This window comes from Proteus sp. G2673 (assembly GCF_009915125.1).
In the GTDB taxonomy this organism is placed as follows: domain Bacteria; phylum Pseudomonadota; class Gammaproteobacteria; order Enterobacterales; family Enterobacteriaceae; genus Proteus; species Proteus penneri.
The window spans coordinates 32,037-45,350 of the sequence record NZ_JAABLT010000017.1 but is presented as its reverse complement, the minus strand read 5'-3'; the positions used below and the strand labels follow the sequence as shown (position 1 = coordinate 45,350).

General features: G+C 36.0%; 13 protein-coding genes. 6 read left to right on the top strand and 7 right to left on the bottom strand.

All coding sequences use genetic code 11. The features are described from left to right. Positions 1–196 precede the first annotated feature (196 nt). From GWI59_RS08245 to GWI59_RS08235, 3 genes are all read right to left on the bottom strand, one after another. Positions 197–1,447, bottom strand: a complete 1,251-nt coding sequence (locus tag GWI59_RS08245) for an MFS transporter (RefSeq protein WP_072064198.1) — start codon at positions 1,445–1,447, stop codon at positions 197–199. A 688-nt stretch (positions 1,448–2,135) separates the two neighbouring features. Next, complete coding sequence (gene arsC / locus GWI59_RS08240) at positions 2,136–2,492, bottom strand: arsenate reductase (glutaredoxin) (RefSeq protein ID WP_072064197.1); 357 nt, start codon at positions 2,490–2,492, stop codon at positions 2,136–2,138. A gap of 8 nt (positions 2,493–2,500) precedes the next feature. Further along, on the bottom strand, positions 2,501–3,973 hold the full coding sequence (locus GWI59_RS08235) for a tetratricopeptide repeat protein (RefSeq protein ID WP_072064196.1): 1,473 nt from the start codon (positions 3,971–3,973) through the stop codon (positions 2,501–2,503). 154 nt (positions 3,974–4,127) lie between these two features. On the opposite strand from GWI59_RS08235, the gene GWI59_RS08230 reads away from it, so the two are divergent. Continuing rightward, complete coding sequence (locus tag GWI59_RS08230; RefSeq protein WP_072064195.1) at positions 4,128–5,204, top strand: AI-2E family transporter; 1,077 nt, start codon at positions 4,128–4,130, stop codon at positions 5,202–5,204. A gap of 74 nt (positions 5,205–5,278) precedes the next feature. Here GWI59_RS08230 and bcp read toward each other — a convergent pair whose 3' ends face one another. Next, on the bottom strand, positions 5,279–5,749 hold the full coding sequence (gene bcp, locus GWI59_RS08225; protein ID WP_072064194.1) for a thioredoxin-dependent thiol peroxidase: 471 nt from the start codon (positions 5,747–5,749) through the stop codon (positions 5,279–5,281). An 18-nt stretch (positions 5,750–5,767) separates the two neighbouring features. Beyond that, complete coding sequence (locus GWI59_RS08220; RefSeq protein WP_072064193.1) at positions 5,768–6,325, bottom strand: glycine cleavage system transcriptional repressor; 558 nt, start codon at positions 6,323–6,325, stop codon at positions 5,768–5,770. A gap of 215 nt (positions 6,326–6,540) precedes the next feature. Here GWI59_RS08220 and dapA point away from each other — a divergent pair, with 215 nt between their 5' ends. The 4 genes from dapA to purC all read left to right on the top strand — a co-directional run bounded on the left by dapA (position 6,541) and on the right by purC (position 10,598). Then, entirely contained in the window at positions 6,541–7,440 is a 900-nt protein-coding gene (gene dapA, locus GWI59_RS08215; RefSeq protein ID WP_023581903.1) for a 4-hydroxy-tetrahydrodipicolinate synthase, read from the top strand. 16 nt (positions 7,441–7,456) lie between these two features. Further along, a complete protein-coding gene (bamC, locus tag GWI59_RS08210; protein WP_109847322.1) occupies positions 7,457–8,503 on the top strand; it encodes an outer membrane protein assembly factor BamC in 1,047 nt (348 codons plus the stop codon). Between the two features lie 288 nt (positions 8,504–8,791). Beyond that, positions 8,792–9,382 (top strand): phosphatase PAP2 family protein, encoded by a 591-nt coding sequence (locus tag GWI59_RS08205; RefSeq protein WP_006533036.1) that lies wholly within the window; start codon positions 8,792–8,794, stop codon positions 9,380–9,382. 502 nt (positions 9,383–9,884) lie between these two features. Next, entirely contained in the window at positions 9,885–10,598 is a 714-nt protein-coding gene (gene purC / locus GWI59_RS08200) for a phosphoribosylaminoimidazolesuccinocarboxamide synthase (RefSeq protein ID WP_109400621.1), read from the top strand. Between the two features lie 163 nt (positions 10,599–10,761). Here the strand turns inward: purC and GWI59_RS08195 are convergent, their stop codons facing one another. Beyond that, complete coding sequence (locus tag GWI59_RS08195) at positions 10,762–11,373, bottom strand: glutathione S-transferase family protein (protein ID WP_072064191.1); 612 nt, start codon at positions 11,371–11,373, stop codon at positions 10,762–10,764. A 92-nt stretch (positions 11,374–11,465) separates the two neighbouring features. After that, positions 11,466–12,164 (bottom strand): helix-turn-helix transcriptional regulator, encoded by a 699-nt coding sequence (locus GWI59_RS08190; RefSeq protein ID WP_006533032.1) that lies wholly within the window; start codon positions 12,162–12,164, stop codon positions 11,466–11,468. A gap of 265 nt (positions 12,165–12,429) precedes the next feature. On the opposite strand from GWI59_RS08190, the gene ypfJ reads away from it, so the two are divergent. Then, entirely contained in the window at positions 12,430–13,314 is an 885-nt protein-coding gene (gene ypfJ, locus GWI59_RS08185) for a KPN_02809 family neutral zinc metallopeptidase (protein WP_161671029.1), read from the top strand.

Genomic DNA, 13,314 nt, shown 5'->3' with positions numbered 1-13,314 from the left:
AGGTGAGGCGAATAATCTAAATCTAACCCCTCTTTTCGAAATTAAATACCCTTTGAAGATAACAATTTTTTGTTGCTTATTAATGGTGAACATTTCTTTTTATCTTTCCCGATAAAAATACGAGATAAAAAACCGCTTGTCTTTATAAAAGGCAAGCGGTGAGAAAGACAAACAATAAAGGAGGAGGGTTAAATAATTAGTGTGCTTCTACTACTTTAGTTTTCTTCTGTGGTACCAGTAAGAAAATCAGATAAAGTGCAGTAATTGCAACGGTGTAACCAGTGAAGATTAGCCAGAATGATTTCCAGTCAACTGCACCATTGGTAGTATATAAATCAATGACCCAACCACTTAACATCGCACCTAAATAAGTACCAAAACCGTTCACTAAGGTCATAAACATACCTTGTGCTGTTGAACGATATTGCAATGGGATCTCTTTTTCTAAGAACAGTGAACCAGAGATATTAAAGAAGTCGAATGCACAGCCATACACAATCATTGATAATAATAAGACGATTTGTCCTAATGATGTGTAGTCGCCGTAAGCAAAGAAACCGAAACGTAAAATCCAAGCAATCATACTAAATAAAACAATAGTTTCGATTCTTACACGTTTTAGTAGCAGAGGTAGGAATAAAATAAAGACGACTTCTGAAATTTGTGAAATAGATAAGAATACGGAAGGGTAACGTGCAAAGAATGAATCATCTGCATTTGGAGATTGTGCAATATCTTGCAGGAATGGTACACCAAAAGTATTCGTAATTTGCAGTACAGATCCTAACAATGTTGCGAAGAATAAGAAAACAACGACATTTTTCTTTTTAAATACTTGCAAAATATTAGAAAGACTAAATGCTGCTTCTTCTGCTTTAGCTTCATTTTTGTCAATAGCTTTTGTTGCAGGTAAGAACATGGCAAAAATAGCGAGAATAATAGAAGCAATTGCAGCCACAAAGAGCTGGTGGTAGCTATTACCTAAACCTAAGAAGCTAATAACCCACATGGCCGCGATAAAACCGACTGTGCCGTAAACACGGATCTTTGGAAAGTAGTTGTTAGGTTCTAAATGTTTTTGCTCTAACAGTTCGAAAATGATGCTGTTTGCCATTGAGATACTAGGCATAAAGAACAACAAGTGCAACAAAGTCGCAAAGAATAGGGTGGTTACTGTTGTCATTTGCGACATTAACACTAATGCTAATGCGGAAAAAATATGCAGGGTAATAAATACTAATTTGCGGTTATTTATTTTGTCTGCAATAAATCCCATGATGACAGGTGCGATAAGTGAGGCAAGCCCAAGAGCACTAAAAATAAGCCCAACATCACTACCTTTAAAATGCAGTTCTCCAAAGAGGTACGAGGCGAATGTTACCAGCCAAGACCCCCATATAAAGAACTGGAGGAATGAGACAAGTTTTAATCTAAGTACGATATTCATCTGTTTTCCTATTAGCCTAGCAATCACCCGACATCATAATGATGATTGGTTAGTTTTAATTGCCCATAATGTTGGCTATAACGTTGTTTATTTCATATACATCTATAACTTCATTTCACACCGATTAATTGTCATCAAATTAAAAATTAACAACTAAAGAAGAGATAGACTAAATAACAAATTGAAAGTTTATTGCTGTGTTGCAGTATTGTTTTAAATGTGTACTTCTTGTTAGTTTCTTTCTTGGATAATAATGAAAAAATATTTCGACGAGAATTTATTATTTATCAATTCTGCTATCATATTTTCTGATGCCCATGATATGTAGGAATGTATTTGTGTAAAGAGACTTGAGTCACAATATAAATGAAACACATGATTATTTTTTTCTTATAACCGTGACTTCGTAAGGTATGGTGTGATCTTGATAAAAGTTTTTAAAAATAGCAATTTCTTACTCATAAAAAATATGAATTTGAGATGAAAATTTTTGAAAGCATAAAACGATTGATTTTTTTCTATTATGGAAATAAGAAACTCTTTGCTAATTGTAATACTTACAATTTAATAACATTCGATGATTTATTTCTTAATTGAGAAAAGAGAGTAAACGGTTGCGGGATTAATAATGAAGTAAATAGACAGAAGCCCATATAGGTAAGAATATAAATATGGGCTTTAAATCTTGTTAATTAAACAGTTCTTTCACTTGTTCTGGTGGTCTACCTAAACGAGCTTTATTATCGACAACGACAATAGGGCGCTCAATAAGCTTAGGATTTTTATGCATTGCTTGAATTAATGCATCTTGTGACGTTTCGTCAGCAAGTTTGAGTGTTTTATAGATCTCTTCTTTTGTACGCATTAATTTTCTTGCATCATCAAACCCTAGTGCTTTAAGAAGAGTTTTAATTTCTGTTACTGAAGGCGCAGTGTCTAAGTAGAGATTAATCTCAGGGGTTACTTGCATTTCTTCTAGTAAATGTAAGGTTTCACGGCTTTTTGAACAGCGTGGATTATGATAAATCGTCACTTTCTTGGTCATTTTGTCCCCTATTTAAATTGACTGTCTCTTTGCTGAATTTTTCTTAATTGGTCTATACGAGCATCAAAGCGAGCTTGATCATTACTGCCTAATTTGACTTGTCGGCTTGCATCACCTAAATAACGGATCGCCGTTTCAAAGTCACCTCTTAGGGCCAAATCTTCTGCATAAGCCGCTAATTCATGCGCTCTATCACCTTGTTTGGCTGAATTTTCTGCCATTAATTGCCAACCAATAGGATCGTTTGGGTTATCAAAGGTATAACGATAAAGTAGGCGGCTAGCTTCGTTATATTGCTTATTATGCATGTATGAGTTAGCTAAGTTGGCAATAAGGACATTGTTATTGGGCCTTTGTTTCAATGCCAGTTGTAATCTTGCAACTGCATCGCCTGCGCGATTTTGTTCTAAATCGATATCTGTCATGGCATCAATAAGCCAAATATTGTTAGGCTCTTTTTCTAACATAGGAGTGAGCAGTTTTCTTGCATCATCAAATTTGCGATCACGAGAATAGATCAGTATAAGCGCATAATTTGCAGCTGATTTTTCAAGAGCAGTACCTTGCTTAAACTGATCAAGTACTGTTTGTAATGCATTCTCTGATGTTGGATTTTTCGTCAGCATGGTTAATACACGCATTTTAGCAAATAGAAAGTCAGCTGACTGTGGAACCTGTCGAGCAGGATATTGGCTTGCTCGGCTTCTTGCATCGGATAAGCGACTATCGGGCAAGGGGTGCGTTAATAACATTTCCGGTGGTTTAGAGCTATATCGTACCTGATCGGCAAGAATTTGCATAAAATCAGGCATCCCTTTGGGATCAAATCCCGCACGATAGAGCGTCTGTATTCCGATACGGTCTGCTTCCTGCTCGTTCATTTGGGTGAAGGTGATCATATTTTGCTGCATACCCGCCATACTTCCTGTAAATGTTGCAAGGCCTGCATTTGGGTTTGCCATAAATATCAGAATAGAACCTAATACGCCGGCAACAGCAAGAGGTGTTGTTTTAGCCTGATCTTCCAGCATTCGTGCTAAATGACGTTGAGTAACATGCGTGATTTCGTGAGCCATAACAGAGGCTAATTCACTTTCAGTTTGGCTATATCGAAAGAGCGCGGAATGCAAAACAATGTTTCCCCCAAAATAAGCAAAGGCATTAATATTTGGGTTGTTAACTAAATAGAAGTGAAAAGGCGTTTTGACCGAGCTGGCGTTAGAAACGAGCTTTTGTCCTAAATTATTAATATAGTTAGAAAGTAATGGATCAAAAACTAATGGTGCACTATTTCGCAGTTGGCGAGTATAGTAATCACCCATAGCGATTTCTTGATTGATGCTTAATGTTGAACCTGCGGTAGTTCCCATATCAGGTAAAGAATCTTCAATATCAATCGCAGCATGCGCTGGCACTACTGATGTTGATAGCAACGCAGAAACAAGAAGCGCGACTAAAGGGGTTTTAAGTCTGAGTTTCATACAACTGTATCCTGATGGCTATCTTAACGAATAATTAATAATTAATGATGTATGATAGCAAAACCTAACGTAAAATCTGTCAAAAGATTATTGCTTATGTAAATGAATACATATAGCCCTATTGTTCTGATTATTATAAAGGATCTTTATTTTCATGCTGGACTTGCTTGTTCAATGGTACAAACGTCGATTTGCTGATCCACAAGTTATCGCCCTTGTGGTCATCTTGATTGCTGGCTTTTCAATTCTGTATTTTTTCAGTGGCATACTTGCTCCTTTATTAGTGGCAATTGTGCTTGCTTATCTTTTAGAGTGGCCAACGCATTTACTCGAAAAATTAGGATGTGCCCGTATATGGGCAGTATCGATAATTCTGACACTCTTTATTGGTATTAGTGCCATTGTTATTTTAATTTTAGCGCCAACCGTGTGGCAGCAGGGGATGACACTGATTTCAGATATCCCAAATATGATCAATAAGTTCAATGCATTTGCACATGAATTACCCGATCGTTTCCCAGCATTAATGGATGCGGGTATTGTTGATATGATGGCAGAAAACTTACGTAGTAAGTTCTCAACAGTGGCTGAATCTGTATTAAAAGTGTCTTTAGCTTCGTTAATCGGAATTATTACACTGTCGATTTATCTTATTCTTGTTCCTTTAATGACGTTTTTCTTACTTAAAGATAAGCAACAGATGCTTAATGCAGTTCGCCGTGTTTTACCCAAAAACAGAATATTGGCAGCGCAAGTTTGGATTGAAGTTAACCAGCAAATTACCAATTATATTCGCGGTAAAGTCACTGAAATGATAATTGTAGGTGTTTTCACTTATTTTGTATTTGCATTCTTTGACTTACGTTACTCTGTATTACTTGCTGTTATCGTCGGTGTTTCTGTTTTAGTTCCTTATGTTGGTGCTGTTTTAGCGACGATCCCAGTTATTGTGATTGCATTATCTCAGTGGGGATTAGGCTCTGATTTTTGGGCGTTATTTATCGCCTATCTTGTTGTTCAAGGATTAGATAGCAATTTATTAGTGCCAATTCTGTATTCTGAAGCTGTAAATATGCATCCTTTAGTTATTATCTTATCCGTGATTATATTTGGTGGCATGTGGGGATTTTGGGGTGTTTTCTTTGCTATTCCATTAGCAACGCTGATAAAAGCTGTATTGCATGCATTACCTGATGAAATTGCGAATGAACAACATATAAAGAAAAGCTAAGTACCGTATTGAATGCATAGATAAAAAAACAGACAGCGTAAACTGTCTGTTTTTTTATCTATTCGAAGTTTTAATTATGGATGTTGAGCGAGATATTCGAGAACGATTTGATGGTGATTACTAGTTTTAAAGTTATCAAACACATGTTCGATAACACCATTTTTATCAATTAAGAATGTTGTACGATGAATACCATCGTAAGTTTTCCCCATAAATTGCTTTTCTCCCCAGATACCAAATTCTTCTGCAACTTTATGATCTTCATCTGAAAGTAATGTAAAATTTAACATCTCTTTTTCAGCGAAACGGGATAGTTTTTCTGATTTATCTGTGCTGATCCCTAATACTTCAACTTTGGCCTTTTTTAATGTGTCCATTTCATCACGTAAGCCACAAGCTTGTGTCGTACAGCCTGGTGTCATTGCTTTAGGGTAAAAATAAACGAGCACACGTTGACCAGCGAAATCAGATAAATTAATTATTTCTCCATCTTGGTCGGGCAGACTGAATTGAGGCGCCTTTTCACCGGCTTTTAATGGGTTCATTTGGTCATTCTCCATTTTTTACTGTTTCATCATCAGACTATTTACGATACTTATTGTGCCTTGAGCATTTAGCTCTGTACATAATTGATTAAATTTCTCATTAATAACAATACCATGATCATCTAATGGATTATGCGCCGTAATTTGGATTTCTAAACGGGCAGGTGAGCCATCTTCTGAAGGATGTGTTTTAGATATTAATTCAGCGAGATTAAAATTATGCTGGCTAAATAAATTAGTAAAGCGTTCTACAATACCGGGCGCATCTTCAATATCAACCTTCGCTGCAATGGTAGAAGGATAGGTAATGGGAGCCCCATTTTTGGTTCTTTTCATGACGGTCAATAAATCAAGTTCCGCACTTTTAATCGGCAACAACGCTTCTAACTGTGCGATAGCGTTCCAGCCACCTGAGAGTAGCATGATAAACGTAAACTCTTGACCAAACATCGCAAGTCGGCTGTCCTCGATATTACATCCGCATTGGCTGACTAATTGTGTAATGGTATCAACAATACCAGGGCGATCAGCACCTAATGCAGTAATGACGAGAAAATGTTTATCAGGTATGGGCAAAATGAGGTTCCTTTTGACTTTCAGTTTATTCTTAACAGGTAAACACAAATTTTGATTTCTGCCAAGATCCCTTGCTCACTATCTTCAATTATTATATCTCTTTAATTCATATCAAAGAATATTAGCAAATTTCATTAGAAACCTAGAGTTAAGTAGTTTTCAATAGAGCAATGAATGAGTACCATTGAGTATACGTCTATCTCGGAGCAATGATTATGGTGAATAACGAATTTAATTTTACAGGCAGTATGGTGGCATTGGTTACACCAATGGACGCAAAAGGCAATGTTGACCGGGTTAGTTTACGTAAATTAGTTGACTATCATGTTAATGCAGGCAGTGCTGCCATTGTTTCTGTCGGTACAACAGGCGAATCTGCAACATTAAGTCATGACGAGCATGTTGATGTCGTTTTAATGACATTAGATATGGCTGATGGACGTATTCCTGTAATTGCTGGTACGGGAGCTAATGCAACATCTGAAGCTGTTTGGTTTACGCAACAGTTTGAAAATAAAGGTATCGCAGGTTGTTTAAGTGTAACGCCATATTATAATAAACCGTCACAAGAAGGCTTGTATCAGCACTTTAAAGCGATTTCTGAAAGCACTGCATTACCACAAATCCTGTATAATGTGCCGGGTCGTACTGGATGTGATTTATTGCCAGTAACAGTTGCACGTTTAGCCAAGTTGGATAATATTGTGGCAATTAAAGAGGCGACAGGGAACTTAAGTAGGGTTAGTCAAATCCAAGAGTTGGTTAATGATGATAGTTTTATCTTATTAAGTGGCGATGACGCATCATCATTAGACTTTATGCAACTTGGCGGTCACGGTGTTATTTCGGTTACTGCTAACGTTGCTGCGTCAGAGATGGTAGAATTATGTCGATTAGCAAATGCGGGTGAGTTTGCGAAAGCACGTGAACTTAATCGACGTCTGATGGACTTACATCATCAGTTATTTGTTGAACCTAATCCAATCCCAGCTAAATGGGCGTGTCAACGTATTGGGTTGATTGAAGACGCCACATTGCGCTTACCTATGACTCCGTTGACATCATCAGGTCAGCAAATTGTTGAGAAAGCGCTGTTAACAGCGGGAATACTGTAAAACTTAGGGAATTTTAATGGCAACACTATTGCATAAATCAAAGATTATGAAAGTCGCGGGTCTGTCGCTGGTGGTTTTACTGGCAGCCTGTTCAAGTGATCAGCGCTATAAACGTCAGGTCAGTGGTGATGAGTCTTATTTAGAGACGGCAGGGCTAAAGAATTTAGCGATTCCGGCGGGTATGGTGTTGCCTTTGCAAAATGGGGAATATGACATTCCAACCCCTAAAAAAACTGAACCTGTTGGTTTAGCGCTTGATATTCGTCCACCAACTCAAGCACTGAATCTGTTAAGTGGTTCACGCAGTGAAAACAATGCAGATAACAGCCGTTTGTTATTACCAAATTCACCAGAAAATACAACACTATACGAGCAAGTTAGCTCTATCTTAACAGAGAAAGGTGTTGCGATTGTTAAAAGTGATGCAGAGCAAAAAGAGATCCATACAGATTGGATCACATGGTTACGTGCTGATGAAAACGTACCTTTCCAAACACGTCAGCGTTTAGTGATTGCTCAGTCAGGTAATGTTATTTCGTTAACAGTGACTAACGAAGGTTTACGCCAAGGCGAAACGGAAATGACAGATCCGGATGAAGTGAAGCGTTACAATACTTTAATGCTTAACGAATTGGTTGATGGCTTAAACCGTATGCGTAATTTAAGCGAAAATACGGCAAGTAGTAGCTTACAAGGTATTATTGATGTTCAAAGTGGTAGTGATAATGCTGGCCTTCCAGTCATTATCGTTCGTGCTCCATTCGATGTGGTTTGGGATAGATTACCAATCGCATTAGAAAGTATTGGCATGAAGATGGGCGATCGCACACGTTCTAAAGGTTCAATAGAAGTAACCTATAAAGGAATGAGCAGTGCAAACTGGAGTGCATTAGGTGTTGATAGACCAACTGTTGATGAGGCGGATTATAAATTACAAGTCGGTGATTTAAATAACCGTAGTAGTTTACAATTTATCAGTGATAAAGGTAAACCATTAACACAATCACAAAATGATCAAATGGTTGCTGCACTGAAAGCCGCTTTCAGTAAGCCTGTTAAATAAGTATTATTTTTGAAAAATATGAGAAGCCGCACAATAAAGGTTGTGCGGCTTTTTTTATTATCTTAATTTAATGGTATTAATCTAAATTGAAATGTGTTTACAACAAGACAATTGGAACTATCAGATTAAACATCATTAATTGAATACTCTTTTAATGATAGGATTTAATTTAAAGTTATTAATAATATTAATCTTAATGCAATACGTTTAAATTTATGCAATATTGCCTCAATTCTTATTTTTAAATAAAAATAACAAAGCACTCTCTGACTATATGAAGGAGCATTTATGAGCGCTGGTGATATGATTATTCACTTGATATTAAGTGGGATACTTATTGTAGGTGTTTATCAATTTTATTTTTTTACTCAACGATATACATTGAGAGAAGTGAAAATTATTAATTCACCGATTGATGAAAAAATTCCTTTTTGGCCATGGTGGTCATGGATCTATAGCTTTTTATATTATCCTGCAATTTTATATCTTAATTGGATCATTCAAGACTCAAGACAATTTATTATGATTGTTTTTAGTTATATTGTTTTGTTAGTCATGCAAATGTTTTTCTTTATTGTATTCCCTGTTGCAACCCCAGCACATTGGCGTACTTTAAATCCAGGTAAAACCGCATCAGAGAAATTTCTTAAGTTCGTTCAGTATTTTGATGACTCATCAAACTGTTTTCCAAGTATGCATGTTTCCGTAGCAACACTCACTGCATGTCTTGCTTATGCAAGCTTAGGACCATGGGTTTTCTTATTTCCATTGTTTATTGCATTATCTTGCATGTTTACGAAACAACATTACTTAATTGATTTACCTGCCGGTGCTTTATTAGGTTGGTTTGCTTATGAGATCTACTGTTTTATTATTTAATTCAAGCATTACATTATTAAGAGATAATATTTGTATTTTAAATATAAAAATAGATAAGAGATAAATCATCAAAACGTGTTGATGCTAATATTGGTAACCAGATTAATTCTCCATAAAAAGAAATTAATCTGGTTTTTTATTATTGATTACGCTAAATAAGTGTAACCTGAAACAGACCTAGTGTTTACTAATAATATAATCTAAAAAAAAGAAATAATATGGTGATATAATCTATAATTATTCTTATTCTGACTTTTTATATTTTATATATTCTGGCTTTATCAAACTATTTTTTATTAGTGCTATTATTTAATGGAATTACTTGAAATATGATTTCTAATGATGGTGTAGTTTTTAATAAAAAAACGTTGTAGGTAGTGGGTTGTCGATGAGATTTTTTTAGTGATAGTACTCACGTTTTAAAAGCTTTTTTATCTAATCTAGAGTAGAGTATGGGAAGCAAATTTCTTGTTAAACCTATCACATCTTTGGAGTGTGTCAGATGCAGAAAAAAGCTGAGTTGTATCGTGGAAAAGCAAAAACAGTCTATACCACTGAATCTTCTGATTTTCTTATCCTTGAATTTAGAAATGATACATCAGCGTTAGATGGCCAACGTATTGAACAGTTTGATCGTAAGGGGATGGTAAATAATAAATTTAACTATTTCATTATGAATAAACTGGAAGAAGCGGGTATCCCAACGCAGATGGAACGTTTGCTTTCTGATAATGAAGTGCTAGTCAAAAAACTCGATATGGTACCTGTTGAATGCGTTATCCGTAATCGTGCAGCGGGATCATTAGTTAAACGTTTAGGTATCGAAGAAGGTACACTTTTAAATCCACCAATCTTTGATTTATTCTTAAAAGATGATGCTCGCCATGATCCTATGGTCAATGAATCTTACTGTGAAACCTTTGATTGGGTATCTAAAGAAAACCTCGCAGAAATGAAACGTTTGAGCTATAAAGCAAACGATGTCCTTAGCAAACTCTTTGATAAAGCTGGACTTATTTTAGTCGATTTTAAACTTGAGTTTGGTTTATTTCATGGCAAAGTTGTATTAGGTGATGAATTTTCTCCTGATGGAAGCCGTTTATGGGATAAAAATACCTTAGATAAAATGGATAAAGACCGCTTCCGTCAAAGTTTAGGCGGATTGATTGAAGCATACGAAGAAGTTGCACGTCGAATCGGTGTTTCTTTAGACTAAATACGCAAACGATTACGTCAAGTTAAACAAGATGTAAATAGAAAAGGTCAGCTTAAAGCTGGCCTTTTGTCTTAAGTAGTGCGTTTAAAATGGAGTGTATTAAACGAACATAACTCAGTAGCTATGTAGATAGCTTGATAAATAACGTTTAATAATAAAAAATTTATCGTAATCCTAAGCTTTCTAATAATTGTTTAATCTCATTATTAAGCGCAAGGCTATCAAGGTATTGATTAATCAGTGGCGTAGGCTGGATAAGCGCATACTTGCATAAAAATATAAGGAAATAGCCCACATACACATCGACAGCAGTCAGATTTTTGCCACAAATATAAGGATTGGCACTAGCTATCCCTGTTTCTAAACAATGAAAGGCTCGTTCAAAAGAACCAAACCCAGATGATTTTTGCTGTTCTTCATTAAGTTCAATACCAACCTCTTTCACTGTAAATGCGGATTCAATAGGACCAGCAGTAAAAAAGAACCAACGATAATAAACTGCACGCTCAGGTGAATTAATGGCAGGCGCAAATCCTTTTTCAATAAACTTATCTGCTAAATAAGCACAAATTGCCGCTGTCTCTGTAACCACGATTTCGCCATCAACTAATGCAGGAACTTTTGCCATAGGATTAATAGCAAGATATTCAGGGGTACGCATTGGTTCGCCATATTCTAATTCGACACGCTGATAAGGCACATCTAACATTTTTAAGAAAAGTTCAACAGTGTTACCGCGAGACATTGTATTAGTATAAAGGATAAGTTCATTCATAATATTTCCTTACTGTGTTGATTAATATGATGTTATTTAAACTGAAATAGCTAAATGAAGAACAGCAAGGAAGATATTACGCAAACATTGTGTCAATTTTTGTCAGGAGCCTCTTTTAAGATCTCTTTTTTCCAGCGTGAGAATAAATAACTTTTAGGGTAAGGCAAATTATCACTTAATACTTCATAAGAGATAATTCTATCAAGCCTAAAATGGCGATAGCTTTGGCGTAATTCACACCATGCAGCAATAACTTGAGAATCTTGAAAGTAGCCCACAGCAATAGGCCAAATAATTCGAGTGCTTAATTGTTTTTGGGCATCTTTATAATTTATTTGGGCTTTCTTTTCTTCGCGTAAACTAAAACGCATATCTTTAGCAATGGCATGATCAACTTCAATAATTTGGTGTGTGGGAACAAACAAGGTATTTTGTTCAAGCAATGTTTGATGTTGTGTTGTTACCACCGCATTGATTTTATTAATTGCCCGTAATGCAGAGTGACTTAATTCTTTATCTGTATTACTTTCTACCCAGCGTAATCCCAGAATAAGTGCTTCAAGTTCATTAATATCAAAGGCTAGTGGTGGTAGGAGTAAACCGGATTTTAGCTGATAACCTATACCTGCTTCACCCGTGATTTCAGCACCTTGATCACGTAAAGATTCAATATCTCGATAAATAGATCTGACACTAATTTGTAATTTATTTGCTAACACTTCTGCCGTTATCGGATAGTGATTCTCTTTTAAAATCTGCAATAAAGTGAGTAAACGTTGAGTTCGGGTCATTTAAGGTATCTATTTATTAGTGAAGAAAAACAGAAGCAAGATATAAGAATTCTATTATGAAATCATTAAGAAAGCCGTTTTAATTCCTTATGATGCTCATTTGTTCGTGGTGCTAACGAGTGCTATTTTACTCTGATAGTCTCTATTATCTTGCTCTTAAAAAATAGAGAATAGTGTTTGTAATTTTTTGTTATTATCTCAAATCAAGTGATAAATTTATTCATTATAAAGCTAAAATCATCTATTTAAACTGTGGGGATAAGTTATGCGTTGGAATGATCGCCGAAGAAGTGACAATGTTGAAGATAGAAGAGGGCAATCTTCCTCCGCATCTGGCGGTGGTAATCTCCCATTAGGATTAATTGCACTTTTACTGCGTACTAAATATGGTTTTGTAATAATTATTGTTTTAGTTATCGCCAGCTTTATGGGATTTGATTTTAACACATTAACGGGGAGCAACAATCAAGCCTCACAACGTAATGAGCAACAAACCGCACTTTATAATGAAGCTGCCGATTTTAGTAGTGTTATTTTAGCCAGTACTGAAGATTTTTGGCGAACAATTTTCGCACAAGCAGGAAAACAATATAGTGATCCTAAACTCGTGCTATATACCAATAGCACGACAACACAATGTGGAACTGGCACAAAAATAATGGGGCCATTTTATTGTCCCGCTGATCGAAAAATCTATCTTGATCTTTCCTTTTATAATGAAATGAAAAATAGCTTAGGTGGTGGTGGAGAATTTGCCCAAGGTTATGTGATTTCTCATGAAGTTGGGCATCATGTTCAGCATTTATTGGGTATCACTAATCAAATGCGTGAACAACAACAAATGGCGCGTTCGAAAGCAGAGGTAAATCGTTTATCCGTAAAATTAGAGTTGCAAGCAGACTGTTTTGCTGGAATGTGGGGACGTTTTATTGCGGGTGAAGGTCGTATTGATGAAAGCGATTTATTAACTGCGATCAAAACGGCGCAAGCGATCGGTGATGACAAGTTACAGAAACAACAGCAAGGTTATGTTGTACCGGATAGTTTTACACACGGCACGGCAGAACAGCGCAAGACTTGGTTTATGATAGGCTATAACAGTGGTAGCATCAAATCTTGCGATACATTTGCTTCTTCGTCTTTGAACTAA